This is a genomic window from Vitiosangium sp. GDMCC 1.1324, assembly GCF_003044305.1.
Taxonomy (GTDB): Bacteria; Myxococcota; Myxococcia; order Myxococcales; family Myxococcaceae; genus Archangium.
In genome coordinates this window covers 177,069-203,116 of record NZ_PZOX01000017.1, presented here as the reverse complement: position 1 = coordinate 203,116, position 26,048 = coordinate 177,069, and the positions used below count along the sequence as shown (strand labels likewise).

Genomic DNA, 26,048 nt, shown 5'->3' with positions numbered 1-26,048 from the left:
CATGTCCACCTACCTCGACTACTTCGAGCTCACCCAGGAGCCCTTCTCCAACGCCCCGGTGAGCCGCTTCTATTACAACTCGGCCCAGCACTCGCAGGCGCTGACCCGGCTCATGCACTCGGTCAGCTACATGAAGGGCCTGTCCATCCTGATTGGTGACATCGGGGCGGGCAAGACGACGCTCGCGCGCCGCATGCTCGACTCGCTGCCCGAGGCCGAGTACGAGGCCGCGCTGCTCGTCATCATCCACTCGGGCATCACCGCCAACTGGCTGCTGCGGCGCATCGCCCTGCAACTGGGCGTGGAGAACCCGGCCCAGGAGAAGCTGGCCCTCCTGTCCCAGCTCTACCAGCGGCTGCTGCAAATCTACGAGTCCGGCAAGAAGGCCGTCGTCCTCATCGACGAGGCGCAGATGCTGGAGACGCGCGAGCTCATGGAGGAGTTCCGGGGTCTGCTCAACCTGGAAGTCCCCGAGCGCAAGCTCATCTCCTTCGTCTTTTTCGGCCTGCCAGACATCGAGAAGAACCTGAAGCTGGATCCGCCGCTCGCCCAGCGCGTGGCGCTCCGCTACAAGCTGGAGCCCTTCACCTCCGAGTCCACCGAGGCCTACATCAAGCACCGCCTCCGGCTGGCCGGCTCCCCGCGCATGCCCTTCACCGCCGAGGCCCTGCAGGCCGTGCACCAGCGCTCCGGCGGCACCCCGCGCGTCATCAACAGCATCTGCGACAACGCCCTCTTCGAGGCCTTCCTGGCCCGCGAGCAGACCATCACCGACAGGCTCGTCCATCGCATCGCCGACAACCTCGGACTGCAGGGCTCGTCTCAGCAGGAGGGTCAACAGAAGCCCGCGGCCGTGAGCACGAGCAGTCGGGCAGGCGGCACCACGAAGGTGGACCTCGCGGAGATCGACCGCTACCTCGAGGGACTGGGTAAGCTGTAGCGGTTTTGGCTCCGCGGAACAGGCAGCAGGGCGCTCGCAGGGCGCCGCTATGGTTCATCGTCCTCACGCTCGTGCTGGGGACGGTGCTGTTCCTGCGCACGCGCACCGCCTGGGACGGGCTGTGCACCCAGGCCCGGCGCCAGCTCCCCACGCTGCTCGGGTTGGAGGTGGGCATCGGGCAGTGTGAGGTGGATCCGCTCGGTCAGCGGCTCATCCTCCGCGGGGTGTCCGTCTTCGAGAAGGGCGCGGATACGCCCCTGCTCGCCGCGGACCTGGCCGAGGTACAGCTCGGTCTCCCCAATCCGTTCTCTGGCCAGCTCGCCATCGACATGGTGCGCGTGCACCGGCCGCGGCTCGCGTTGGACCTGTCACGTCCCAGGACTCCCTCGGGCGAGCCGGGGGTGTGCCCGCTCAAGCCCCTGCGGCGGCTGCGCCTGTCCCGGCTGGCCATCACCGGCGCGGAGGTGCGGCTGACGCTGCCCGAGGGCCGGCAGGTGGAAGTGTCCGAGCTGGACGTGGGCCTGCGCGAGCGCTGGGGCGAGGAGGAGTTCGAGGTGGAGGCCCGGCGCGGCCTGGTGCGGCTGGGCCCGGGCCAGGAGCTCGCCCTGGGGCGGTTGGCGCTGTCGGGTGCGCTGGACGTGGACGAGGAGTTGCTGGAGCTGGACCGCGCCGAGGTGGCGCTGGACGACGTGACGGTGAACATCTCCGGCCGGGTGGAGCAGCTGTGTGAGCCGGTGCTCGCGCTGGACGCCCAGGTGTTCCTGCCGCTGCGCACGCTGTCCCGGGCGGGGCTGCTGCCGGCGCCCGCACAGGGCCATCTCTGGACGCGCCTCACGGTGAATGGCCGTCCGGCCGCCCCCAGTGTGTCCGTGGAGCTGTCGGGCAGCGGGCTCACCTACGGGAAGTTCATCCCGGGCTCGTTCACCGCGCGGCTGGCCTACGCGGGCGACCGGGTGACGGTGGAGGAGCTCTCCCTCCCCATCGGCTCGGGAGACGCGCGCATCACCGGATCCTTCGCGCTCCGTCCCGGGCTGCCCGTGGAGGTGGACCTGGAGACGCATGATGCGCAGTTCGCGCGCATTCTGGAGAAGGCCGGCCTGGATGGCTCCTGGGTGGACTTCCCGGCTTCTGCCAAGGCCCACCTGTCCGGCACCCTGCTGCCCAGGCCCAACCTGTCGGGTGACGTGGACATGCGCCACGGCCGCTTCGTGCTGGCCACGCGCGCCTTCGATGCGCCTCCGGAAACAGGGCGCACCCTCCTCACCTATGAGCGCGGCCACGTGCGCACCCATGTGTCGCTCCTGGGAGACCGCGTCTCCTTCTCCGACATCCAGATCGACTCGGGCCGCTCACGCATCGGCGGCGACGTGACGCTCTTCTACGATGTGCAGAAGGGCCTCCTCGTGAATGCCCGGGGCGACGTGGACCTCTCCGACTTCGGCCACATCGCGGAGCTCCCGTGGTCGGGGCGTGGCTCGACGACCACCACCATCGCGGGGCCGTACTCGGACGTGAAGATCGGCGCGAGCGTGTCGCTGCGCGACTTCGAGTTCTGGAACTTCGACCTGGGCGTGGTGCAGGGCAAGGTGACGTACGAGCACAAGGTCCTGGGCTTCCCCACGCTCTCCGGACAGAAGGGGCGCACCCAGTACTTCGGCAACGCGGCGCTCACCTTCGGGCGCTCGCTGCACGCTCGGGCCGAGGTGGTGGTGCCCCGGGGTCGCACCGAGGATTTGATCGACATCATCGCCCCGCTGCACCCCAACATCTCCATCATGCAGGGGCCGGTGCAGGGCGAGGTCTCCGGCCGCATGGAGATCGACAGCCCGGTGGACCAGTTCGAGGGCCTGGTGGCGCTCGACTTCAAGGACACCACCTACTACGGGCGGCGCATGGGCGATGGCTCGGCCCGGCTGCGCTTCGACGATGGCAAGGCCATGGTGCTGGAGCGCACGGTGCTCGAGGGCCCTCTGGGCCGCACCTGGGTGGATGGCAGCTTCTTCTTCTCCGGGCCCAACAAGGGTGTGCTGGACTACCGCTTCGGCGGCGAGAAGCTGTCCCTGGCGGAGCTCCTCGGTCAGGAGTCGGCGAAGCGTTTGGGCGTGCAAGGCGAGCTGGCCCTGGAAGGCGCGGTGTCGGGTAACACGGACCTGCCGGTGACGACGGCCCGGGTGTGGGGCCCCCAGGTGACGTTCGCCGAGCGCAACCTGGGCAACATGGGCTTCGAGGCGCGTCTGGAGGGCCGAGAGCTCCAGGTGGCCGGCCGTCCCTCGCGCGACACGAGCGGCATCCTCTGGATGAAGGTGAAGGAGCCATACCCCTTCGACGCGGCGGTGACGCTGGAGCTGCCTGAAATCCGCCCGCTGCTGCCCGCCAATGCCTTCACCCAGGGCCTGTCCGGCTCCGTGAAGGCCGTGGTGCGGGCGCAGGGCGCGCTGAAGAACGCGCAGGCCATCCAGATGAACGCCACGGTGGAGCGGCTCACCCTGTCTCGCGGGGAGCTCTCCGGCGCCATCGAGGGCCCCGTCTCCTTGAGCTACGAGAACGGGCGGCTGAACGTGCCCTCCTTCACCTTCCGCGGGCCGGACACCGAGCTGTCCGCGGCGGGGTGGGTGGGGCTCGAGAAGATGGAGCTCCTGCTGCGCGGCGCCATGGACCTGCGCCTGCTCGAGTCCCTCTCGCCCATGGTGGTGCGCACCGGCGGCCGCGTGGAGCTCAGTGCCCAGGCAACCGGAAGCCCCCGCAACCCGTCCCTCGCGGGCTCGGTCCGCATCTCCGACGCCAAGCTGTCGCTGCGAGACCAGCCCCTGTCGGCGCGGGCGGTGAGCGGACGGGTGGAGTTCACCCAGCAGCACATCTTCCTGGAGACCCTGGAGGGGTTCCTCAACGAGGGCCGCATGCTGGCCAACGGCGAGGTCTCCCTGGCCGACCTCCGGCCCACGAACGTGCTGCTGAACGTCTCCCTCACCGACGTGGCCACGCGCTTCCACGAGGACCTGCCCTTCAGTACCACCGGGCAGTTGTGGCTCACCGGCAACCCGGACGCGCTGCGGCTCGGCGGCGCGCTGGACATCCGCAACCTGCGCTACCGCCGCGGCCTGGAGCTGGATGACATCCTCAAGCGGCTCGCCCGGCGCACCGTGCTGCCCACTCCCACGGAGAAGCCCCGCGAGTACCTCACCTTCGATGTCGGCATGCACCTGGGCGACGTGCGCGTGGACAACAACCTGGCCCGTGCCCGGCTGCTCGGGGCGCTGCGGCTCACCGGCACCAACGTGCGCCCGGGCGTCCTCGGCACCGTGGAGACCGCCGAGGGCAGTCAGGCCTTCTTCCGCAACAACCAGTTCACCATCAACCGCGGGCAGATCGAGTTCCAGGACCGCTACGGCATCGACCCGGTGTTCGACCTGCGCGCCCAGTCCCAGGTGCGCGAGTATCAGGTGAGGCTGCACGCGTTCGGCCGCCCGGCCGCTCCCCAGGTACTCCTCACCTCGGAGCCCGCCCTCCCCGAGGGCGACGTCATCTCGCTCCTCACCCTGGGGCTGACGAGCACGGACAAGGAGACGGCGGCCTCGGCCAGCGTGGGCCTGGCCGCCGAGGCCTTCTTCAACATCTCCGGGTTGGACCGGCAGGTCCAGCGCTTCCTACCCAACAACCCGGTCCTCAAGGACCTGTCCCTGCAGATCTCCAACACCTACAACGACGCCACCCAGCAAGCGGAGCCCACCGCCCACTTGGAGTCGAAGTTCCTCACGGAGCAGCTTAAGATTGGCCTGACGCAACCCGTCAGCGGGCGCGGAACACGCGCGCGTGCCGAGTACCATTTCGACAACCGCCTCTCCGCGCAGCTTCAGTGGGACAACGAGCACAGCGAGAACGCCTTAGGCAACCTGGGAAACCTTGGACTCGAGCTCAAACTGGGCTGGGAGTCCGAGTAGCGCTCGCGCTCGCCCTGTTGCTGGCGGGAACCGCCGTGGCCCAGCCGGAGACGGCGGTGGAGCCCGCGAAGGCCGTGGAGTCGGAGAAGATTCCGGTGCGGCCCGAAGTCCCCGCGCTACCCACCGGTCCCACGGTGGTGGCGGTGGAGCTGCACCTGCCCAAGGAGATGGACTCGGCGGGGCTGGCGGAGTTGGTGGCGGTGCGCAAGGGCCAGGCGCTGTCGGCCCGCGCCGTACGGCGCTCGGTGGAGCGGCTGTGGGCCAGCGGACGCTTCTCCGACATCGTGGTGCGCACCGTGGAAGCCGAGGGCGGCGTGCGCGTGGTGTTCGAGCTCACGCCCATGCAGCCCATCGTGCGCATCGACGTGGAGGGCAACGTCGTGCTGAGCGACGAGGCCCTGCTGGAGGTGCTGCGCTCGAGCGGCATCGCCGTGGGCCAGCGGCTCGACGAGGAGTCGTTGCAGACGGCCGTGCAGGGCCTGTCCCGGGCCTACGGACGCCAGGGCTACAACGACGCGCGCATCCAGCTCACGCGCGAGCCGGCGCCCCGAGGCGTGGCATTGGCCTTCACCGTCTTCGAGGGCAAGCCCACGCAGGTGGCGGCCGTGTCGGTGACGGGGAGCCCCGGGCTGCCGCTGTCCGAGCTGCTCGACACTCTGGGACTGAGGGTGGGCGGCGTGTTGGACCGCGGTGGCCTGGACTCCGGACTGGAGCGGCTGCGCACGCTGCTGCGCGAGCGCGGCTACTGGCGCGCCAACGTGGGGGCGCCCGTGCTCCAACAGGAGGGTGACGCGGCGACGGTGGTGGTGCCCATCTCCGCCGGGCCGCGCTTCACCGTCCACTTCCACGGCAACCACCACTTCCCGGACATGATGCTGTCGCGCGTGCTCTCCTATGACGGCTCGGAGCCGCTGGACGCCTCGACGTTGGGCCGGCTGGCACGGCAGCTCGAGTCCTTCTACCGCTACCGGGGCTTCAACGACGTGCACGTGGAGTCGCGCGAGGTGCACCGCCCCGACGGCGAGGCGGCGGTGCTCGCCTTCGACATCGAGGAGGGCCGTCCGCTGTTCGTGCGCCGGGTCATCTTCCGGGGCAACACGCTCCTGTCCAACGAGAAGCTGCGCGAGATGCTCACCGAGCGCATCCGCGCCAACGAGCCCCAGCCCGCCACGCCCCTGCGTCTGCGGGAGGTGCTGGAGATGGGGCCCGGCAAGCGCCTCCTGGGTCCGCCCGAGTGGGTGCACGAGCCGGCCACCGTCTTCGTCGAGGAGGCCTACCGGGACGCCGCGGACCTGATGACGGAGGCCTACCGCGAGCGGGGCTTCCTGGATGCCCAGGTGCGCTTCACCCGGCTGCGGACGAACGTGGCGCGGGGCACCGCGGTGGCCTGGTTCGACGTGACCGAGGGCACGCTCATGCGCGTGGCCGAGGTGCGCCTCGAGGGCGGTCCGAAGGGCTTCGATGGCCACAAGTTGGTGCCGGTGACGCCGGGCGAGCCGATGAGCCTCGAGGCGGTGGAGCGCGGGCGGCAGGCGCTCGTCACGGAGCTGGGCCGCAGGGGCTACCTCTTCGCCCGGGTGGAGGCGGAGCCGAAGCCGGCGGCCAAGGGCGTGAACGTCCTCTACCGGCTGGAGCCGGGGCAGCAGGTGACGGTGGGCCGCATCCTCATCCGCGGCACGTCTCGCACCAACGAGGACATGGTGCGGGCCACGGTGCGCCTCAAGGAAGACGAGGTGTTGGATCCGGAGAAGCTCTACGAGAGCCAGCGCCGGCTCGCGCTCCTCAACATCTTCCGGCAGGTGACGGTGCGGCTGGAGAAGCCGGACGTGCCGGAGGCCAGCAAGGACGTCGTGGTGGAGGTGCGCGAGCGCCCGCGCTGGGAGGGTGAGATCGCCGGTGGATACTTCCTGTCCGAAGGTCCGCGCCTGGTACTGGACGTGTCCCGGACGAATGTCGACGGACGGGGGCTCAACCTGTCGGGCCGGTTGAAGCTCAACTACGTGGGGTGGAGCACGCAGGGACTGGAGAAGGCCAACCTGGCCCGCGCCCGCTGTGAGGCCGTGCCGGAGGAGTGCACCCAGCCCGGCCCCTACGAGTGGGTGGAGAACTTTGGCGGGCGCGCCGTGCTGTCGGCGGTGCAGCCTCGGCTCCATGGCCTGCTGCCCCTGGAAGTGGGCGCGCGCCTGGACCTGATCGGCGAGCGTGTGCACCGGCCCTCGTACCTGTCCTCCCGAGTCGCGGCGGTGACGGGCCTGGACTGGTCGGCGACGCGCTGGTTGAGCCTCACGCTCCAGTACGAGCTGGAAGGCAACCTGCTGCAGTCGGGAGACCGGGTGCTCGCCACTCCGAGCCGCGCGGACCAGGAGCGGCTGCGCTTCCCGTTCGGCTTCTTCATCCTGCACACGGTGCGCTCGTCGGCGGCGATGGACCTGCGAGATGACCCGGCCAACCCGCACAAGGGCCTGCTGGTGTCCACCAGCGCCGAGTGGATGAAGGACCTGAGCTCGTACGAGACCACGAGCACGGGCGAGCCGATCGCGGCGCTGCCCATCAACGGGTTGAAGCTCTCCGGGAACGTGAGTGTGTACGCGCCGCTGACGTCGCGGGCGGTGCTGGCGCTGTCGCTGCGCGGAGGCACCATCGTGCCGCTGGAGAAGAACGCGCGAGTCATCGGCTCCAAGCGTTTCTTCCTCGGCGGCTCCAGCAGCCTGCGCGGCTTCCGCGAGGACGGCATCCTCGGCGAGGACCGGCGCACGGACTTGCGGCGGCAGGTGATCGACTGCCGCTCCCTCGTCCACCCGGCGGGTTGCACCTCGGAGCTGTTGACCATCCTCCAGGGCCAGGCCCCCGTCAGCGAGGGCGGCGAGTTGTTCACCCTGGCCAAGGCGGAGCTGCGCATCCCCGTGCAGTCCTCGTTCGACCTGGGCCTCTTCCTCGAGGCGGGCAACCTCTGGCTGGACCGGACGAACTACGTGTTCGGCGCGCTCCGCTACTCGGCGGGCGTGGGCTTCCGCTACGTGACGCCGGTGGGCCCGCTGGCCTTCGACGTGGGCGTCAACCTGGACCCCGATGAGACGCTCAACGAGCCCATCGGGCAGATCCACTTCAGCATCGGCACCTTCTGAGCCGGGGGGCCCTGCTGGCCCCGGGCGAGGGCAGGGCGAGGGTCTTCCCCGAGCCCCACCCGGTGTAGACTGCGCGCGTGTTCTACAGCTTCGTACGTGCGGTGGTGGCCCTGGCGCTTCGGCTCTTCTACCGGGTGAAGGTGAATGCGCCTCCGGCCGAGCCCGAGGGCCCGGTCATGTTCGTGGGCAATCACCCCAATGGGCTCATCGATCCCGCGCTCGTCTTCATCCTCACGCGCCGGCATGTGACGTTCCTGGCCAAGGAGCCGCTCTTCCGGATTCCCGTCATCGGCTGGCTGCTCAAGGGGCTGAAGGCTCTACCGGTGTACCGCAAGCAGGACGACCCCTCGCAGATGGGCAAGAACGAGGGCACCCTGGACGCGGCGCGCGGAGCGCTGGTCGCCGGCCGGGCCATCACCCTCTTCCCCGAGGGAAAGAGCCACTCGGAGCCCTCGCTGGCGGAGCTGAAGACGGGCGCGGCGCGCATCGCGCTCGGGGCGGCGAAGCAGGGGGCGGCGGTGCGCATCGTCCCGGTGGGCCTCACGTACGCGGACAAGCACCTGTTCCGCAGCGAGGTGCTCATCGAGATGGGCACCCCCATTGAGGTGAGGGACTTCCTCCCGGCGGACGCGGCGGGCGAGGTGGAGTCCGTGCGCAAGCTCACCGAGCGCATCGCCGAGGGGCTCCGCTCCGTCACCCTCAACCTGGACCAGTGGGAGGACCTGCCGCTCATCCAGATGGCCGAGCACCTCTACGCGTTCCGCCAGAAGGCGGCGATGGACCCCGAGCGGCTGCGGCACTGGGCGCGGGGGCTCCAGCTCTTCCGCACCGAGCAGCCCGAGCGCTATGAGCAGGTGCGCGGAGACCTGATGTCCTTCCGGCGCCGGCTGGAGCTGGTGCGGGCGGATGCCAAGGACCTGGCGTTGGAGTACCGGACCGGCCCGGTGACGCGCTTCGTGCTGAGGAACCTGGCGCTGCTCGTGTTCGGCCTGCCGCTGTTCGCCCTGGGGCTGGGGCTGTTCTACGTGCCGTACCTCTTCCCGAGGTGGATGAGCCGCAAGGCCGAGCTGGACGTGCAGGCGACGGTGAAGTTCCTCGCCGCTTTCGTGATAGCGCTGGTGTGGTGGGCCGTGCTGACAGTGGGCGCGTGGCTGTGGCGAGGGCCGGCGCTGGGCCTGCCCGTGCTGCTGGTCGTGCCGCCGCTGGCGCTCTTCACGCTGTACTTCTCCGAGCGGTGGCTGGTGGTGCTACGGGACGTGTCCGTGTTCTTCACGCTGGGCAACCGCGTGCGGCTCAAGGCCCTGTTGCTCACCGAGGGGGAGCGTCTGGCGGCCGAGGTGGACCAACTGGCCGGGGAGTACCGGCCGCGCCTGGATCAGCCCGTTGCGCCATTAGCTGTGGTAGCAGGGCGGTGAGCCCGAGCGCTCGAGCCCCCGGACACCGACCGCGACATGCTTCCCGGCAACGACAAGTGGCCTGAGTCCATCCAGGCGCTCTATGAGCAGGTGGCGGGCTCCTTGCCCGACGCCGTGCTGTCGTCGCGTCCGCAGTGGACGGAGCAACTCGCCGAGTGGGTGCGCAGCGCCACCCTGGATGAGCGAGAGATGGCGCAGGGGGCCGCCTGGGCCCGGCTGGACACCGGTGCCCGCTCTCCCGGCGAGCTGCTGTTCCTGCTGGTCCACTGCGGCGAGCTGCTGTGGCCCTACTCGGAGGCCCCGAAGGAGCTGCTGCTGCGGCTCATCTCCCGGCAGGAGCAGCTCGTCCAGGCGCTGAAGGGCGAGGGCCAGGGCGAGGCCGTGGAGCCGCTCGTGCGCCAGGTGGAGGCCGAGCTCTCCAAGGTCGTATCCCGCTACCTCAAGCGCCACCCCGAGGAGCTGGTGACCCTGGTGAGCGGCGTGCGCTGCACGTTCGACGGCAGGGTGCTGCGCTTCAACGAGACCGTGGAGGTGGACCTGAAGGTCCTCCTGGGCTCGGAGAAGCGGGTCATCGGACGGTTGGATCAGCTCCGGACGCTGCTGCCGTACCTGCGCGAGGGCCGCGACAAGCTGGTGGGCTTCATCCGGGAGCGGGCGGCGAAGATTCCCTGGCGCGAGTCCCGCGACATCCTCGAGGAGAAGCTCTTCCAGCTCGTGGCCGCCTCCGACAGCCGGAGCGAGCTGCGCGGCTTCCTGGGCAGCTACGTGCAGGGCAAGCGGGAGACGCGGTGGTGCAACCGGGCGAGCCTGCTGCTCGCCAGGAACCTCGAAGAGGGAGGAGCGTTGGCCGTCATCGAGAACCTCAGTGAGCTGCTGGCGTACTTCGAGGCGCCGGTGGAGGGCCTGCGAGGCGCCCTGCAAGCGCTGGTGGCCAGCATCCACGAGGACAAGGACCTCGAGCGGCACCGGCTCGTGGCGGACAAGTGCTGGGAGCACCTGAAGCCCGAGGTGGAGCCGGGCCTGGCGCTCGTGCTGCTGTGGTTGGAGGAGCGCATCTTCCGGGTGGCGCTGCGCCAGGGCTCGGAGGACTCCTTCGAGCGGCGGAACCGGGCGCGCGAGCGGGTGCGCGAGCTGCCCGTGGCCGAGGCGCTGTACTGGCTGTCCGAGGAGTGCGCGGATCTCTGGCCCCGCTTCGAGTCGGAGCACCGGCCCGGAGCGGACGACCTGGCGGCGTGGAGGCAGGAGGTGACGCGCCGCTTCGCGAAGAAGCCGGTGCTCCGCAAGGCGGGCATCGAGTTCTTCCTGTGGTGTGCGCCGGACGCGGCCGCCTCCGAGGCCGAGCTGGTGACGCTCTCGCTGGTGAAGACGTCCACGGACCGGCGGCTGCTGCGCCGCCTGGGCGAGCACCCGTCCACGCGCGTGCGCTTCCGCGTGCGGGCCATCAACGCGTGGCTCGCGGCGGGGCCCGAGTCCGCTCCCGAGCCGCAGACGCCCGCGACGCTGACGGGGGCCTTGCGCCACCTGAGGGCCTCGGGGGCGATGACGCTCGGCGGGGGCAGGACGTGGCTGCGAGACAGGGACCTGGAGGAGCTGCTGCTCGGCGCGTTCAGCCGCGTGGAGCGGGACTTCTCCGCGCGCTACCCGGAGCACTTCCGCGAGGACGAGGGCCGGCTCATCACTCGGCTGCTCGAGGACCTGAAGCACGAGTTCGAGAGCATCCGCTCGGACCTGTCGATCCTGCTCTCGCAGGGGCAGCCGGTGCCGCTGGAGTTGGAGCTCCAGTACCGGCGGACCCGCGAGCCGGTGGAAGGGGAGCCGGCCGCGGAGAACCCGAGGCCCGCGGGAGTGGAGCTGGCGTTCGTGCTGAAGGTCGAGGTCGACTCGTTCCTCACGACGAAGCGGGCGGTGCTGGTACAGGCGACGAAGCTGGAGCGGCGAGGGGAAGGGCAGTGGGCGCCGAACATCCGGCTCGGGCGGGAGCAGGTGGACGGGCTGCTCGGGCAGAGCGAGTCCTCCTTCTGCCTGTTCCTGGTGCCGCCCTCGCTGCGCGCCGAGTGCTGGATGGTGCCCGCGCGGCTGGTGCGGGGCCTGATGGATGCACAGGGCTCGCTCTCGACGGTGCCACGCGAGGGCGCGCAGCGGGTGGCGCGCTCGCTGGCGCAGTGGATGACCTACGACTTGCTGGGCCTGTGGGCCGGAGATGACCGGCCCGTGGTGCTGGAGCGTGCCGAGGCGGGCGCCGAGCGGGGTCCGGACTTCGTCGTCGAGATTTCAGTGCGCAAGACCGGGCGATGAAGCGCCACGGCCTGTCCTGAGCTCATTCGCGTTCAAGCTCCTACTGGCTAATCAATCTCCGGGAGTAAGCCGCCGGGGGTGAGTGCCGCGATGGCGAAGATGGCTACTACCAGCAGCATCATGGCGCCCAGGGAGATGATGACGGGCCAGAGCAGACTGGCGCGGGCGCCTCCCTCTTTCTTGTGCCGCTCGTACTCCTCATCCAGCGTCTGGGCCGCGATGCGGGTGCCGATGAGGTTGATGATGAATCCCGCACACGCAATGTTCGGCAGGTTGATGGCGATCAGGGTCCACACCACCCCGCACACGGCCACGATGACCGCGTTCCACATCCGGGTCCTGTTCCCCAGCCGCTTCCAGTTGATGGCGGCGAAGATGCCCGCGAAGGTGACGTTGATGAGGATGCCCCACACGTAGATATACCCGGTGGGGTAGAGCGCGATCTCGTCGCGCAGTAACCGGGCGCACGCCTTACAGACCCGTCGCGGGCCGATCTTCCTGGGTGCTCCCAGGAGGAAGGTGCCGCAGCGCTCGCATGGCACACGAGCTTCCTCGGAGAGCGATGGGACCTCCGGCTCATTGGGGGAGAGGCCGGATTGAGGCGTGGCGGACTCGTGCATGATCTCAGTCTATCCGTCTCATCTCGCCTATACTTCGCGCAGAACCTTCACGCCGGTTTCGGGGGAGCCATGGACGTCGGTCAGTACCTGCAGCGGATCGGTTACGAGGGGCCTCTCGAGCCCACGCTGGAGACCTTGCGCGCGCTGCACCTGCGGCACCTCGAGTCCGTTCCCTTCGAGAACCTCGATATCCATGCCCGGCGTCCCATCGTCCTCGACGAAGAGGCCTTCTTCGACAAGGTCGTCCGGCGGCGCCGCGGCGGGTTCTGCTACGAGCTGAACGGCCTGTTCGCCTTGCTCCTGCGCGCTCTGGGCTTCCAGGTGACATACCTCTCCGGGCGGGTCTCCCAGGATGGCATCCATGATAGAGGCCCCGAGTTCGATCACCTCCTCCTGGAGATCACGCTGGACGGGCCCTGGCTCGTCGACGTGGGCTTCGGGGATTCCTTCGCGGAGCCGCTTCCGCTCGCTCCGGGGCAGTGGGCCTCACAAGGGCAGATGTTCCGCCTGGAGCAGCGCGGGGACGATTGGCGGCTCACTCAAGAGCAACCGGACGGGACGTGGAAGCTCCACTACGTGTTCACGCGCGTGCCGAGGCAGTTGCAGGACTTCTCGGAGATGTGCCGCTTCCACCAGACCTCGCCCGAGTCGTTCTTCCTCAAGAACCAGATCTGCTCGCGCAAGACAGCCACCGGAAGGGTGACCCTGAGCGGGCAGCGGCTCATCATCACGGAGGCGGGGCAGCGCGAGGTGCGGGTGCTCGAGCGCGCGGAGGAGGCTGAACAGGCCCTGCTCGAGCTCTTCGGTGTCCCTCGTGGCTCCCTGGGCCTGTTCCCGTTTACTCCTGCGTGAGCCTTGTCGTGCGCGGCGGGTAGAGCCCCTCACCCGGGTCGCCAGGTCTCCCAGGTGGTCTCCAGGCCACCGTCCGGCAACCGGGTGTTGCCCACCACGAGGAAGGTGCCAGCTCCCACCTCCACGAGCTGGTGCCCCGAGCGTGACCTCGCGAACGAGGGGCCCGGGGACCACTGGCCTCGAGTGGGGTCCCAGAGCTCCACCGTCTCCGTCTCCGCGGAGCCGAGCGCGCTGTCCACGAGCCCTCCGGAGACCGCCGCGCGTCCATCGGAGAGCGCCGTCAGGGCGAAGCCGGAGCGTGGGAGCGCGAGCTCTCCGGCCGGGCTCCAGCTCTCGGTCCGGGGATTCCACACCTCCGCGGTGGCCAGGACCTGGCCCTTGTCCCAGCCACCCACGACGAGGACCCGCCCGTCCTTCAGCGTAACGCCCAGGGCGCCATCTCGTGACTGGGTCAGGGCGCCCGCCATCTTCCATGCGCGGGTGTCGCGGTCCCAGAGCTCGGTCATTTGATCGAGAGGCGGCGCATGGTGGACCCCATCGACGATGGCGAAGCCGAAGCCATTGTCCCGGCCTCCCGCGATGACCACTCGGTTGCCGCTCACGCACACGGGCCCCGGGTGGAAGATGCGCACGGTCTGCCCCGCGAGTTCCCAGGTGCTCGCTTCGGGCCGGAGCAGCTCCACCCGAGTCCCTCGCTCCAGGTCGTCATCGAAATCGGAGCCCAGCACCAGCACCGCGCCGTCCGCGAGTGCCACGGCGATAGGGTGTGACCGGGCCTTGAGGAGCGGAGGTCCCTCCCGGAAGCGCTGTGTTCCCGGCTCCCAGAGGAGCGTGCTTCCCAGCTCCGGGACCTGGAGGTCTCGTCCTCCGATGAGCATCACACGTCCGTCGGGCAGGGCCACCGCGGCATGGCTCTGCCTCGGATGGGGCAGGGGAGGGAGCTCGAGCCAGTCCTGTGTCGTGGAGTCCCAGAACGCCACGCCATCGGACACTTGAGGCACGGCGCCGAGGCCATCGCGCTGCCACGTCCCTCCGCCCGCGAGGAGCGCGCCGCCTGGAACCGGGACGAGGCTGAAGTCATCGAGCCAGAGGCCGGAGTAGGGGACTCTGCCGGCGGGCGCGGAGGATTCGGAGCGGGACATGCCCGCATCTTCGCTCGCCCACGAGCTGTCGGCCACAGCCGTGCTTGCTCAGTCTTGAGCGCGCTCGTACTGCGGCGGCCAGGGGACAATGGCGTGGAGATCGCGTGCGGCGTGCAGGGGCCAGTACGGGTCGCGCAGCAACTCGCGCGCGAGGATGACCAGGTCCGCCTGTTCTGTGCGCAGGAGGTGGTCCGCCTGGAACGAGGAGCGGATGAAGCCCACGGCGCCGGTGGGGATGCCGGCTTCGCGGCGGATGCGCTCGGCGAACGGCGTCTGGTAGCCCGGCCCCGCGGGAATCTTCACGCCAGGCACGATGGCTCCCGAGGAGCAGTCGATGAGGTCCGCGCCGTCCTGCTTCAGCAGCTTCGCGAGGGCGACGGAGTCCTCGAGGGTCCAACCTCCTTCGATCCAGTCGGTGCAGGAGAAGCGGACGAAGAGGGGCAGCTCCTCGGGCCACCGCTTGCGCACGGCCTGCACCACCTCGCGGGTGAGCCGCACGCGGTTCTCGAACGAGCCTCCGTAGCGGTCGGTGCGCTTGTTGGTCAGAGGCGAGAGGAACTCATGCAGCAGGTAGCCGTGCGCGGCGTGGAGCTCCACCTGGCGGAACCCCGCTTTCAGCGCGCGCTCGGCGGCGGCCACGAAGGCCCGCGTCACGCGCTGGATGCCCGCCTCATCGAGCGCTTCCGGCACCGTGTAGCCCTCATCGAAGGGGATGGGGCTCGGCCCGGCGGGCTTCCATCCGTCCTTCGCGGTGGGCGCGATGGGCCCGCCACCTTCCCAGGGCCGCACCGTGGAGGCCTTGCGCCCGGCGTGCGCGAGCTGGATGCCGGCCACGGCTCCGTGGTCATGGATGAAGCGCACGATGCGCTCGAGCGGCGCGATGTGCTCGTCCTTCCAGAGGCCGAGGTCCTGCGGCGAGATGCGCCCGATGGCCTCGACGGCGGTGGCCTCGGTCATCACGAGCCCCGCGCCTCCGACAGCCCGGCTGCCCAGGTGGACGAAGTGCCAGTCATTGGCGAAGCCATCCTCGCTCGAGTACTGGCACATGGGTGAGACGGCGATGCGGTTCCTGAATGTCACTCCACGCAGGCGCAGGGGAGTGAACAGCAGGCTGGCCATGGGTCCTCCAGCATGTCGACGTCGAGCCGGAAGGAGCCCGGCTCAGGCGTAGGCATACTGGGACGCCTTGCGCGCGATGTCCCAGATTCTCTCGCGCTCTGCATCTCCGTCGACACCTCGGCCGTCGAGGACGAGCTGCATCCGGCCGATCTGTTCGGGGCGAACGTGGACCTCGACGTGGGGGATGCCGTAGTGCGCGGTGAGCAACTGCCGCAGGCTGGCGGCATAGCCATTCGTGAACGACACCACGTGCAGCGCGTGGGGCTGCGTGCCGAGGTGGGGGAAGAGCTGGGCCAGGGCTCCCTTGCAGAGGGTGAGACGGATTCGGGTCGGTTGTGTCACTGCGTTCTCCAAACCAGCCCCCTGTACGGAATTGCGCATGATACCCGAGGCAGAGTGTCCTCGTGGGCTCGGTGATTCCCCGCGAGTGGCCCTCACGCGGGGACGCCCGGCCACCCGACAGCCGGGCGTGCGAAGCCGCGATGGCTCAAGCCGTGACGTGCTTGAACAGCTTGCCGGCGATCAGCAGCGCGATGCCACCCAGGAGCACCGGCAGGGCATTGAGCTCGATGGCGAGGCCCAGACTGGCGACGTCGGCCAGCTTGCCGATGGCGGCCGGCGAGATGGCATCTCCGAGCAGGTGGATGCACAGCACGTTGAGCCCCATGGCGAAGGCGCGGAATGCCGGGGGCACGCCGTTGACGATGGCCGCGTTGATGGGGCCGCTGTTGAGGAAGATGAGGAACTGCGCCAGGAAGATGACGGCGAACATCGGCACGAGCGAGTGGACCTGCACCGACAGGTACATGAGCGGCGCCGCGAGCAGCAGCCCCACGCCCGACATGCGCAGACCGCCACCCGGCATCCGCTGGTCCATCTTGTCGCCCAGCCAGCCTCCCGCCACGGTGCCCAGCAGTCCGGCCAGGGCGGTGACGGCTCCCGAGAGGAAGCCCGCCTTGTCCGACGTCATCGCGCGCTCGCGCACGAGGAAGGTGGGCAGCCAGAAGGCCAGCCCGCCGATGGCGAACGTCATCAGCGTGTAGCCCGACGTGGTCCACCAGAAGGCCGTGTTGCGCGCCAGTCCCTTGAGGCCCACCAGGAAGGGCAGCTTCGCTTGCGCCTCGGGCCCGTCCATGGCGCCGCGCTGGGGCTCGGGCATGAAGAAGGCCAGCACGCCCAGCACCAGGCCCGGCGCGCCGCCGGCGAAGAAGGCCACGTGCCAGGAGTAGGCCTCGCTCAGCCACCCACCCAGCCCGTAGCCCGCCGCCGCTCCCACGGGGATGGCGATGTAGAAGAAGGACAGCACCCGCGTGCGCTGCTCGCGCGGGAAGAGGTCGGAGATGATGGACGGGGCCACCGCACCGTAGCCCGCCTCGCCGATGCCCACGGCGGCCCGCGCCACCATCAGCACGGCGAAGCTGGTGGCCAGTCCCGAGGCGCCCGTCGCCAGGCTCCACAGCAGCACACCGGCGGCCACCAGGTAGCGCCGGGGGACGCGGTCCCCGAGGAACCCGCCCAGCGGCGAGGCCAGCATGAACACGATGATGAAGAAGCTGCCCAGCAGTCCCGACTGGGTGTCGTCGAGCTGGAAGTCGCGCTGGATGTGGGGCAGCGCGACCGTGACGATGTACCGGTCGAGGTAGTTGACCAGGTTGATGAGTGTGAGGATGAGCAGCGCGTAATAGCCGGTGCGCGCGGCGGAGGAGGCGGGGAGGGAGGGCTCGGCCACGGCGGCGGGGGTACTCATGGTTGGGGGGCTCCGAAACGGTGCGCGAGCAGACCCCAACGCAGGCCCCGGTCGCTCACGAGGCAGCGCTCGAGCCCGAGTGCCCGCAGGCCCTCGACGAGGATGAGGGCTCCGGAGGGAATCACATCCGCGCGCTTGGGCTGGAGGCCGGGGAGTTTCTGGCGCTCGGCGAGGGGCAGCCGGCACAGCTTGTCCGCGAGCGCCTCCAGTTGGACGAGCGTGAGGGTGCCACCGTGCACGAGCTCGGAGTCATACGGGTCGATGGCGTGCTGCACGGCGTAGAGCGTCGTCACCGTGCCGGCGATGCCCACGAGCCGTGCGCCTGGAGGGCAGGGGGGCAGCGCGGAGAACGTCTGGCTCAGGTGGGACTCCACGCGGGCGCGGTCTTCGGCGGTGGGCGGGTCCGAGTGCACGTAGCGCTCGGTCATGCGCACCGAGCCCACGTCGAAGCTGTGCCGGAAGGACACGCGGCCCTGGGTGTCGCCGTAGATGAACTCGGTGGAGCCGCCGCCGATGTCCACCACCACCAGCGGCCCGGAGGCCTCGCGCCCGAAGTCGGTATAGGCCGAGGTGAAGGAGAGCTGTGCCTCCAGCTCGCCGGAGATGATGTCCACCGTCACACCGGCGCGGGCCTTGGCGGCGGAGAGGAACTCGGCACCGTTCTCCGCGTCGCGTGCGGCGCTGGTGGCGGACACGGCGATGGCCTCCGCGCCCAGGCGCCGCGCCTCGTTGGCGAAGTCGGACAGGACCTGGAGGGTGGCCTCCATGCCCTCGGGCGAGAGGCGGCGGCTCTTGTCCACGCCGCGGCCCAGGCGGGTGATTTCGGCGCGCTCCTGCACGGCGTGGAAGCGGCCGTCGGGCTGGCGGTCGGCGACGAGCAGGAGGACCGAGTTGGTCCCCACGTCGATGGTGGCGTAACGAGGCATCCGCCGGAGCTTACTCAGCGCAGCAGCGCCTCCAAAGCCTCGGCCAGCCTTTGGTACTCCCCGTGCGAGTTGTAGAGCTGGGCGGACACGCGGACGTGACGGTGCGGCGGCCGGGGCCAGGGGACGATGGGCACTTCGATGTGGTGCTCGAAGAGGAGCCGGTCCTGGAGCGGGTCCAACCCGAGCGCCGAGGGCCGTGCCGGGAAGCCATCCGGGAGGGGGACGGTGGCCATGGAGCCCATCATGTCCTCGGGGCAGTGGGGGGCCACGCCGAACCGCTGACACAGGAAGGCGCGCGCCGCCAGCGCCTTGGAGCGGTTGGAGGCCATGACCTCGGGCCAGCCGCCGGGAAGCATGCCACCCACCACCTCGAGGGCCTTCGGAACACAGAGGAACGGAGTGGGGTCGTCCGTGCCGATCCAATCGAAGTCCAGGCGGAACCGGGAGCGGTCCTCGCGCCGCGAGTTGTACCCGTGGCTGATGACGACGGGGCGGATGCCCGGCTGCAAGTCCCGGCGGACGTAGAGGAAGGCAGCGCCCTTGGGAGCGCACAGCCACTTGTGGCAGTTGCCCGTGTAGTACGCGACGCCGAGCTGGCGCAGGGACAGGGGCACCTGTCCGGGCCCGTGAGCGCCGTCCACGAGCGTCTCCACGCCCCGCTCACGTAGCGCCCGGATGAGGGAGGCGATGGGGAGCACGAGCGCGGTCTGGCTCGAGACGTGGTCGATGAGCAGGAGACGGGTGCGCTCGGTGACGTGGGCGAGCACCGCGTCCACCACGGACTGAGAGGAGGAGACGGGCCAGGGCAGCTTCGCCACGACGACCTTCACGCCCCAGCGGCTGGCCACGAAGTCGAGCGCGTTCTTGGAGGCGTTGTACTCGTGGTCGGTGGTGAGCAGCTCGTCGCCGGGGGCGAAGCGCAGCGACTGCAACACGGTGTTGACGCCCGTGGTGGCGTTGTTGACGAAGGCGAGGTCATCCGGGTCCGCGTCCAGGAAGCTTCCGAGCGCCGCGCGGGCCGAGTCGGCCAGGGCTTCGAGCTCGCGGTGGAGGAAGCGGACGGGCTCGGCCTCCATGCGGGCGCGAAGCCGGGACTGCTCCTCGAGCACCCGAGTGGGGCAGGCGCCGTAGGAGCCGTGGTTGAGGAAGGTCACCTCGGGGTCGAGCGACCAGTGGGAGCGGAAGGGGGAGACGTCCATGGCACGGGGCACAATGCCGGGCCCCGGGGCCATGTCAACGCGTGCCTGGAATCACCGGCCCCAGTCGGGCGTGGTGAGCGGGGCCTTGTCCTGCGATGGCAGCGGCACCTGGTTGTTGCCATCCGCCGTCATCACGAAGAGCTGGGCGGGGCCATTGCGCGTGGAGCTGAAGAGGATGAGGCGGCCGTTGGGCGAGAAGGTGGGCTCCTCGTTGTTCGCCTGGTCCTGGGTGAGGCGGGTCACCTTGCCGTTCTCCACGTTGACGGTGAAGAGGTCGAACGCGTTGCGCTCGTCGCGGGCGGTGAAGGCGATGAGGTCCCCACGGGGAGACCAGTCGGGCGTCTGGTTGTAGTTGCCCTGGAAGGTGAGCCGGCGCACGCCCGAGCCATCCGCGTTCATCACGTACACCTGCGGCGAGCCGCCCCGGTTGGACACGAAGGCGATGCGCTTGCCATCCGGCGACCACGCGGGGCTGGTGTTGATGCCGAAGCGCGTGTCGGTGAGCGGCTTGGCGTTGTCTCCATCCACCTCGGCCACCCAGATCTGAGCGCTCTCACCATCGGCCAGCGCGTAGGCGATGCGCTTGCCATCCGGCGAGAAGGCGATGCCGGTGGCCATCTGCCCCTCGGACGTCTTGAGGTGCACGGTGTCGCCGCCCGGCTTCTGGATGTACAGGTCCGGCTTGCCCTGCTGGTACGAGGTGTAGCCCACCAGACCGTTCGGCCCGAGCGCCGGCAGCAGGTTGATGCCGCCGCGGGTCAACTGCTTCGCGTTGCTACCGTCCCAGTCCGCCACCCAGACGTCCTTGTTGCTGCCCGTCTTGCGCACGTAGGTGATGCGCGAGAGGAAGGGGCTCGGCTCGCGGGTGTAGAAGCGGTAGATGGCGTCGGCGACCTTGTGGGCCAGCACGCGAGGCTCCGCGGCGCTCTGGGTCGTCTTGAAGTCCTCGCGGCCGGAGCCCACGTTGAACAAGCGGGCCTCGGCCTTCAGCGCGCCGTTGTCGCGGGCCAGCGTGTACTTCACCAGCGACTCGGCGCCCACGTCGGCCCAGCGCGAGAAGTTGATGCTGCCCGCCGCCATGCCCTCCTTCGGGTCCGCGAGGAAGCTGCCCCGGTCCAGCACCTGGAAGAGGCCGGAGGCACGCAGGTCATACATCAGCGTGTCGTCCACCTCCTGGGTGGAGGCCTTGGCTTCCTCGCCCTGCACCAGCGGGGTGGGGACGGCCAGGGGCAGCGGCCGGAAGTTGGCGCCGGAGATCTGGATGACGGGGGCTTGTGCGAGGGCCGCGAGCGGCAGGAGGACGAGCGAGAGGAGAAGGGCTTTCGCGTTCACGGGCTGAACTCCAGGACGATGCCGCTCTTTTGCAGCGTGTCCCGTAGATGGTCGGGGGGAGGAGAGAAGGGAGAGGCCTTCTTCACCGCGGCCAGCACGGCCGAGTCGAAGAGGGTATTGCCGCTGGCCTTGGCCAGCTTCGCCTCGATGACCTCTCCGGTGCGGTTGAGGCGCATGGCCACCTGGGCCTTGAGGTACAGGCGCTCGCTGTCGGGGATGGTGTCCGCGACGTTGTAGTGGCGGCGCACCTGCGAGGAGAGCAGACCGAAGTAGCGCTCGCCCTCGGCGGTGGCCGAGTCGCCGTTCGGGTCGCCGTCCTCGGCGCCCTCCAGCTCCTCCTCTGGCTTCGAGGACTTGGAGAGCTTGTCGAAGGCGCCGAAGAGCCGGTTGCGCCGGTCCTCGCCCTTGGATTCGCCCTTCTGGGGAGCGGGAGTGGGAGCGGGGGCGGGCTTCACCCCGGGCACGGGCACGGCCACCTTGGGCGGCTCGGGCGGAGCGGGGGTGGGGGAGGGCGGGGCATCCACCTTCTTGGGTGGAGGCGGAGGCGGCTGCTCCTTGCGAGGCAGCAGCTTCTCGTCACGGGGCTTGCCCAGGCGCACCAGCGTGGCGCGGATGGGCTTCTGATCCAACTGGACCCGGGGGCCCTCGAAGAAGGTGGAGTACAGCCCCACGGCGAGCAACACCAGGGCATGCCCCGCCAGGGACACTCCGAGGAATCGCCCCAGGCGCGAGCGCCTCGGGGCGAGCAGGCTCTGGTTGTTGTAGGCCGGGTTCATGGGCTAGCGCCGAGCCTCCTTCTTGCCCTTGTTGGACGCCCGGCCCCCGCCCGTGGGGTCCGTGATCATCCCCACGTTGGTGATGCCGGCGCGCTGCGCGGCGGCCATCACGTCCACCACCACGCCATAGGGCACGTCCCGGTCCGCGTGCAGATAGACTTCCTTGTCCGCCTGCGCCTTGGCGTTGCTGGCCAGCTTCTTCTCCAGCTCGTCCACGGGCACCTCGGCCTCGCCGATGTAGATGCGCCGCTGCGCGTCGATGGACAGCACCAGCTTCTTCTCGGCGGCCTCCACCGGGGCGGCCTTGGCCTCCGGGAGGTTCACCTTCACGCCCTGCTGGATGAGGGGTGCGGTCACCATGAAGATGATGAGCAGTACCAGCATCACGTCCACCATGGGCGTGACGTTGATTTCACTCATGGTGACGCGGCCGCCGCCGCGATTGGAGCCCATGCCCATGGCGCGTGTCCCCTAGCGGAAGAAGTGCCGCTTGATGATGTTGAGGAAGTCCGCGGAGAAGTTGGCCATCTCCGTGTCGAACACCTTGATGCGGCTGACGAACGAGTTGTAGGCGACCACCGCGGGGATGGCGGCGAACAGGCCGGCCGCCGTGGCGAACAGCGCGTTGCCCACCGGGGCCGCCACCGTGGCCAGGGTGGCGTTGCCCTGCTCGGCGATGGAGTTGAAGGCGTTGAGGATGCCGATGACCGTGCCGAACAGGCCCACGAAGGGCGAGGCCGCGCCCACGGTGCCCAGGAAGCTCACCCGCGACTCCAGGTCCATGAGCTGGGCCGTGGAGGCCCGGTTGAGCGCCCGCTCCACGTTCTCGATGCCGCCGAGCCGCTCGCTCATGGCGCCCTCCGAGCCCTCCTTGGTCTGGGCCAGCTTGGAGAGCTCCTCGTAGCCGGCGGAGAACACCTTGGACAGCGGCGAGGCCTCCAGCTTCTGGGCATCCTGGTAGATGGTCTCCAGCCGGGACGCCTTCCAGAAGGAGTCGAGGAAGGCCAGGGACTGCGTCCGGGCGCGGGACAGCTGGGTGTGCTTGAGGACGATGAGCGCCCAGGACGCCACCGAAACGACCATGAGCAGGCCCAGGACGCCCAGCTCCAGGAAGGAGGCGTCACGGAGGATCTGCAGGTAGTTCATGGCGCCGAGCGCCAGGGGAAATCGGGGCATCAACATGGGGGTCTGGCCGTAGCACCTGGGTAGAGGGTGGTCAAACAAACCTGGGGGGTGGGGGGGTCGGCTGGCTGCTGATCCCGGACATTGAATAAATTCCCGGAGCGGGCGTCCGAGGGGTTGTGTGTAGGGCCGGATGCCCGCTCCCTTTCCCCGATGGGCCACAATCGAGGACGCCCCATGAACGCCAGATTGCTCGCCGCATTCCTCTGTCTCGCCTCCCTCAGCACGGGCTGCATCATCGTCGACCACGGTGATGATGGTCCCTGCTGCAACACGCCTCCCCCCGCCCAGCCGGGTGACGTGACGTTCCTGTGGACGTTCGCGCCCAACGGCCGGTGCGCGGACGAGCCGAACGTGAAGAACATCCAGATCTCCATCCCCGGAGAGACCCTGTACAACGGCGGCGTCTACGCCTGTAACACCGCGGGAGTGGACGGCATCGTCCTGCACGACTTCGCGCCCGGTACCTACAACTTCACCATCAAGGCCTACGGCTACAGCAACGAGCTGCTCTTCATGGGCAGTGACAGGTTCACGGTGAACGGGAACGTGCGGGTGAACATCGACCTCACGCCCAACGGCCAGTCCTACGCGTATGTCTCCTGGTACTTCCCGCCCAACACCTCCAGCTCCAACCCGTCCTGCTCGCAGGCCAACGTGACCTCGATCAAGGCCAGCATCGACGGGGGTGCCTGGGTCGACCTGAATTGCGCGGAGGGCATGGGCAGCAGTGGAGTGCCGTCGCCCTACCTGAGCCCGGGCAACCACACCATCGAGCTCGTCGCCTATGGCCGGGATCGGGCGGGCCGGGACGGGATGCCGCTCTACAACAGCAAGGGCACCTTCACCACGATCTCGGGCAACCCCATCTCCGCGTCGTTCGCGTTCTACGAGGTGGGTGGCATCTCGCTGCGCTGGGAGCTGTGGGATGGTTATCAGCTGCGCAGCTGCTCCGAGGCGGGTCTCACGGGGATGACCATCAACCTGCGTGACAGCAGCGGCAAGCTCGTCTACGGCGATTCCGGTGACCCGCAGCCCTGCACGGGCGCTCCCATCCTCTACCAGTTCCTCAAGCCGGGCAGCTACCAGGTGTACATCCGCGGCATGAGGGGCTCGACCGTCGCCTACACCAACGAGGACGCCCCGACCCTCATGACGGTGAGGGCCTTCGAGCAGAAGAACAAGTCGGACACCGCCACCACCATCACCCTCACCCCGTACTAGTCGGCAGCTCGCCTGCCTGCTGTCTGGAGGGCCGGGGCACAAGCCTCGGCCCTCCTTGCTTTGCGGGCGGGCGCATGGGGTTGGCATCAAACGTGATAGGAGCCCCGGGTATGCGGCAAGGCAGCCACAGTCCCATTGGGGTTTTTGATTCAGGCGTCGGAGGGCTCACGGTCCTCAAGGCGCTGATGTCCCACCTCCCGCACGAGAGCACCGTCTACCTGGGTGACACCGCGCGAGTGCCCTACGGCACCAAGTCCGGCGAGGTGGTGACGCGCTACTCGCTGAAGAACGCGGGTTTCCTGTTGGAGCGCGGCATCAAGCTGCTGGTGGTGGCGTGCAACACGGCCTCCTCGGTGGCGCTGCCGGCGCTGTCGGCGGCGCTGCCGGTGCCGGTGGTGGGGGTGATCGCCCCGGGAGCGCGGGCGGCCCTGCGGCGGACGCGGGGCGGCGGCGTGGGGGTCATCGGGACGCCGGGCACCATCCGCTCGGGGGCCTACCAGCGCGAGCTGGAGGCGGCGGCCGGAGCTGACGGCGTGAAGGTGAAGGCGAGGGCCTGTCCGCTCTTCGTTCCGCTGGCGGAGGAGGGGTGGCTGGCGGGAGACGTGCCCCGGCTGGTGGCGCGCGACTACCTGGCGGACTTCGCCCGGAGCGGGGTGGACACGCTGGTGCTGGGCTGCACCCACTACCCGCTGCTCAAGGACGTCATCGCCGAGGCCGTAGGGCCACAGGTGGAGCTGGTGGACTCGGCCGAGGCCACCGCCGAGGTGGTGGCGGCGCTGCTGGAGGAGCAGGGGCTGCTGGCGCACGCGGGCGGAGAGCCCACACACCAGTACTTCGTGACGGACGTGCCGGAGCGCTTCGTGGAGGTGGGGGCGCGGTTCCTCGGGCGCCCCATCCACTCCGCGGAGCAGGTGGACCTGTCCTTCTGAGCGTGGCGGGGGGGCGAGGCTTTTCGATGCCCAGCCCCCTGGTGCTCCCTGCTACTGCTTCTGCCACACCCTCACGTAGTCGACGTACATGTACAGCGGGAAGTCGGCCTGGTTGGGCTGGGCATTCCCGGTGAACTGGCCGCTCAGGGCCAGGTTCAGGATGACGTAGAACGGCTTCTGGAACTCCTCCTTGTTGGCGGCCGTGATGTCCACCGTGTGGACCGGCGAGGGGTTCGTGTCACGGTCGACGTACCAGCGGATCTGGGTCGGCTCCCACTCAATCGTGTACAGGTGGAACTGGGTGACGTTCCCCACGTAGATGTTGCTGGGCTGCTGGTTGTTCAGACCGTCCCCCCACGGGAAGAGACCGGTCCGAGAGTCCCAGAACAGGTTCTGGTACGTGTTGGTGTCGCTGTTCTTGTGCTCCATGATGTCGATCTCGCCGCAGCTGGACCAGTTGGTCGCCATCACGTCGTAATAGGACTGCGGCGCGGCGTAGTTGCTGGTGTAGCCGTCATCGCACGCGGTGCCCATCATCCAGAACGCGGGCCAGGTGCCGATGGCGTTGGGCATCGCGATCCGGGCCTCGATGCGTCCGAACGTCCACGACTTCTTGCCCTTCGTCGTGATGCGCGCGGAGCGCTGGTACCAGTTGCGGCCGCCCACGACCAGGGGCGACGTCGTGTAATCCGCGCGGATGACGAGGTTGCCGTTCTGCTGGTAGGCGTTCTCGGGCCGGTACCACTCCCACTCCCCATTGCCCCAGCCGACGAAGCTCCCCTGATTGAAGCCGTTGCCCACGTGGTAGTTCCAGTTGGCGGCATTGGGCTGGCCGGTGCCACTGAAGGTGTCTTCCCACACCACCGCCCAGGTGCCAGTCCCTCCTCCGCCCCCGCTCCCGGTCATGGTGAACTGCGCCCACGCCGTGTCCGTGGCGCCGCCGGAGGAGTTGCCGATCGTGAAGAAATAGCGAACCGTCGCGCCGCTCGGCACTCCCGTCACGTCGTACGTGTTGTTGGTGCCGCTGACCGCCATCCGGTAGTTGAGCTGCGTTCCACCGTTGATCTGGTAGTGCAGGTCGGCCCAGGGCGCGTCATTCACGTAGAACCGGATGCTGGAGGCCGACGTGATCGTGTAGCCCGACGTCGCTGCCCTGGCGTCCATCGTGAACAGCAGCGCGAGCGCTACCACCATACACTGCGCCGCGAGCGCTCCTCTCACTCCGACTGACTGACTTCCACGCATCGTGCTCTCCTCATGTGCTGCGGGCTTCTGGTTTCCGTCCGG

General features: G+C 69.2%; 20 protein-coding genes. 8 read left to right on the top strand and 12 right to left on the bottom strand.

Annotated elements, in window-relative coordinates:
- Position 1 precedes the first annotated feature (1 nt).
- The 5 genes from DAT35_RS39085 (at position 2) to DAT35_RS39065 (ending at position 11,713) form a co-directional block, all read left to right on the top strand.
- Positions 2-940 carry an ExeA family protein gene (locus tag DAT35_RS39085; RefSeq protein ID WP_108074367.1) on the top strand — a complete coding sequence of 313 codons (939 nt, stop codon included), beginning with the start codon at positions 2-4 and terminating at the stop codon, positions 938-940.
- A gap of 5 nt (positions 941-945) precedes the next feature.
- Positions 946-4,878, top strand: a complete 3,933-nt coding sequence (locus DAT35_RS39080) for a translocation/assembly module TamB domain-containing protein (protein ID WP_108074366.1) — start codon at positions 946-948, stop codon at positions 4,876-4,878.
- 35 nt (positions 4,879-4,913) lie between these two features.
- Positions 4,914-8,003 carry an outer membrane protein assembly factor gene (locus DAT35_RS39075; RefSeq protein ID WP_233261979.1) on the top strand — a complete coding sequence of 1,030 codons (3,090 nt, stop codon included), beginning with the start codon at positions 4,914-4,916 and terminating at the stop codon, positions 8,001-8,003.
- 77 nt (positions 8,004-8,080) lie between these two features.
- Complete coding sequence (locus DAT35_RS39070) at positions 8,081-9,418, top strand: lysophospholipid acyltransferase family protein (RefSeq protein ID WP_108074365.1); 1,338 nt, start codon at positions 8,081-8,083, stop codon at positions 9,416-9,418.
- Positions 9,419-9,454: 36 nt separating this feature from the next.
- A complete protein-coding gene (locus DAT35_RS39065) occupies positions 9,455-11,713 on the top strand; it encodes a hypothetical protein (protein WP_108074364.1) in 2,259 nt (752 codons plus the stop codon).
- A gap of 47 nt (positions 11,714-11,760) precedes the next feature.
- On the opposite strand, the gene DAT35_RS39060 is transcribed toward DAT35_RS39065, so the two are convergent.
- Positions 11,761-12,333 carry a hypothetical protein gene (locus DAT35_RS39060; RefSeq protein WP_108074363.1) on the bottom strand — a complete coding sequence of 191 codons (573 nt, stop codon included), beginning with the start codon at positions 12,331-12,333 and terminating at the stop codon, positions 11,761-11,763.
- A gap of 69 nt (positions 12,334-12,402) precedes the next feature.
- On the opposite strand from DAT35_RS39060, the gene DAT35_RS39055 reads away from it, so the two are divergent.
- Positions 12,403-13,185 carry an arylamine N-acetyltransferase gene (locus DAT35_RS39055; RefSeq protein ID WP_108074362.1) on the top strand — a complete coding sequence of 261 codons (783 nt, stop codon included), beginning with the start codon at positions 12,403-12,405 and terminating at the stop codon, positions 13,183-13,185.
- 29 nt (positions 13,186-13,214) lie between these two features.
- On the opposite strand, the gene DAT35_RS39050 is transcribed toward DAT35_RS39055, so the two are convergent.
- From DAT35_RS39050 to DAT35_RS39005, 10 genes are all read right to left on the bottom strand, one after another.
- Positions 13,215-14,327: a kelch repeat-containing protein gene (locus DAT35_RS39050; protein WP_108074468.1), complete on the bottom strand. Its 1,113-nt coding sequence runs from the start codon at positions 14,325-14,327 to the stop codon at positions 13,215-13,217.
- A 48-nt stretch (positions 14,328-14,375) separates the two neighbouring features.
- Positions 14,376-15,446, bottom strand: coding sequence for an NADH:flavin oxidoreductase/NADH oxidase (locus DAT35_RS39045; RefSeq protein WP_108074361.1), 1,071 nt, complete (start codon positions 15,444-15,446; stop codon positions 14,376-14,378).
- Positions 15,447-15,488: 42 nt separating this feature from the next.
- The gene (locus DAT35_RS39040; protein ID WP_108074360.1) at positions 15,489-15,788 is read right to left on the bottom strand and encodes a hypothetical protein; all 300 of its coding nucleotides are present in this window, start codon (positions 15,786-15,788) and stop codon (positions 15,489-15,491) included.
- Positions 15,789-15,933: 145 nt separating this feature from the next.
- On the bottom strand, positions 15,934-17,193 hold the full coding sequence (locus tag DAT35_RS39035; protein WP_108074359.1) for an MFS transporter: 1,260 nt from the start codon (positions 17,191-17,193) through the stop codon (positions 15,934-15,936).
- Positions 17,190-18,119 carry a Ppx/GppA phosphatase family protein gene (locus DAT35_RS39030; protein WP_108074358.1) on the bottom strand — a complete coding sequence of 310 codons (930 nt, stop codon included), beginning with the start codon at positions 18,117-18,119 and terminating at the stop codon, positions 17,190-17,192. The genes DAT35_RS39035 and DAT35_RS39030 overlap by 4 nt, the downstream gene beginning before the upstream one ends.
- A 14-nt stretch (positions 18,120-18,133) precedes the next feature.
- Positions 18,134-19,318: an aminotransferase class V-fold PLP-dependent enzyme gene (locus DAT35_RS39025; RefSeq protein WP_108074357.1), complete on the bottom strand. Its 1,185-nt coding sequence runs from the start codon at positions 19,316-19,318 to the stop codon at positions 18,134-18,136.
- Between the two features lie 51 nt (positions 19,319-19,369).
- On the bottom strand, positions 19,370-20,650 hold the full coding sequence (locus DAT35_RS39020) for a PD40 domain-containing protein (protein ID WP_108074356.1): 1,281 nt from the start codon (positions 20,648-20,650) through the stop codon (positions 19,370-19,372).
- A complete protein-coding gene (locus DAT35_RS39015) occupies positions 20,647-21,426 on the bottom strand; it encodes an energy transducer TonB (RefSeq protein WP_108074355.1) in 780 nt (259 codons plus the stop codon). Before DAT35_RS39015 ends, DAT35_RS39020 begins: the two co-directional genes overlap by 4 nt.
- A gap of 3 nt (positions 21,427-21,429) precedes the next feature.
- Complete coding sequence (tolR, locus tag DAT35_RS39010; RefSeq protein WP_108074354.1) at positions 21,430-21,885, bottom strand: protein TolR; 456 nt, start codon at positions 21,883-21,885, stop codon at positions 21,430-21,432.
- A gap of 12 nt (positions 21,886-21,897) precedes the next feature.
- A complete protein-coding gene (locus tag DAT35_RS39005) occupies positions 21,898-22,605 on the bottom strand; it encodes a MotA/TolQ/ExbB proton channel family protein (protein WP_108074467.1) in 708 nt (235 codons plus the stop codon).
- A 180-nt stretch (positions 22,606-22,785) separates the two neighbouring features.
- Between DAT35_RS39005 and DAT35_RS39000 the strand changes: the two genes are divergently transcribed.
- The gene (locus DAT35_RS39000) at positions 22,786-23,832 is read left to right on the top strand and encodes a hypothetical protein (RefSeq protein WP_108074353.1); all 1,047 of its coding nucleotides are present in this window, start codon (positions 22,786-22,788) and stop codon (positions 23,830-23,832) included.
- 110 nt (positions 23,833-23,942) lie between these two features.
- Positions 23,943-24,761: a glutamate racemase gene (gene murI, locus DAT35_RS38995; protein WP_108074352.1), complete on the top strand. Its 819-nt coding sequence runs from the start codon at positions 23,943-23,945 to the stop codon at positions 24,759-24,761.
- A gap of 51 nt (positions 24,762-24,812) precedes the next feature.
- Here the strand turns inward: murI and DAT35_RS38990 are convergent, their stop codons facing one another.
- Positions 24,813-25,955: a family 16 glycosylhydrolase gene (locus tag DAT35_RS38990; RefSeq protein ID WP_233261978.1), complete on the bottom strand. Its 1,143-nt coding sequence runs from the start codon at positions 25,953-25,955 to the stop codon at positions 24,813-24,815.
- Positions 25,956-26,048 lie beyond the last annotated feature (93 nt).

Excerpts from the sequence above, each read along its gene's own strand:
- DAT35_RS39085 (WP_108074367.1), top strand. The coding sequence starts at position 2 with ATGTCCACCTACCTCGACTACTTCGAGCTCACCCAGGAGCCCTTCTCC.
- DAT35_RS39065 (WP_108074364.1), top strand. The coding sequence starts at position 9,455 with ATGCTTCCCGGCAACGACAAGTGGCCTGAGTCCATCCAGGCGCTCTAT.
- DAT35_RS39060 (WP_108074363.1), bottom strand. The coding sequence starts at position 12,333 with ATGCACGAGTCCGCCACGCCTCAATCCGGCCTCTCCCCCAATGAGCCG.
- DAT35_RS39055 (WP_108074362.1), top strand. The coding sequence starts at position 12,403 with ATGGACGTCGGTCAGTACCTGCAGCGGATCGGTTACGAGGGGCCTCTC.
- DAT35_RS39050 (WP_108074468.1), bottom strand. The coding sequence starts at position 14,327 with ATGTCCCGCTCCGAATCCTCCGCGCCCGCCGGCAGAGTCCCCTACTCC.
- DAT35_RS39045 (WP_108074361.1), bottom strand. The coding sequence starts at position 15,446 with ATGGCCAGCCTGCTGTTCACTCCCCTGCGCCTGCGTGGAGTGACATTC.
- DAT35_RS39035 (WP_108074359.1), bottom strand. The coding sequence starts at position 17,193 with ATGAGTACCCCCGCCGCCGTGGCCGAGCCCTCCCTCCCCGCCTCCTCC.
- DAT35_RS39030 (WP_108074358.1), bottom strand. The coding sequence starts at position 18,119 with ATGCCTCGTTACGCCACCATCGACGTGGGGACCAACTCGGTCCTCCTG.
- DAT35_RS39025 (WP_108074357.1), bottom strand. The coding sequence starts at position 19,318 with ATGGACGTCTCCCCCTTCCGCTCCCACTGGTCGCTCGACCCCGAGGTG.
- DAT35_RS39015 (WP_108074355.1), bottom strand. The coding sequence starts at position 21,426 with ATGAACCCGGCCTACAACAACCAGAGCCTGCTCGCCCCGAGGCGCTCG.
- tolR (WP_108074354.1), bottom strand. The coding sequence starts at position 21,885 with ATGGGCATGGGCTCCAATCGCGGCGGCGGCCGCGTCACCATGAGTGAA.
- DAT35_RS39000 (WP_108074353.1), top strand. The coding sequence starts at position 22,786 with ATGAACGCCAGATTGCTCGCCGCATTCCTCTGTCTCGCCTCCCTCAGC.
- murI (WP_108074352.1), top strand. The coding sequence starts at position 23,943 with ATGCGGCAAGGCAGCCACAGTCCCATTGGGGTTTTTGATTCAGGCGTC.
- DAT35_RS38990 (WP_233261978.1), bottom strand. The coding sequence starts at position 25,955 with ATGGTGGTAGCGCTCGCGCTGCTGTTCACGATGGACGCCAGGGCAGCG.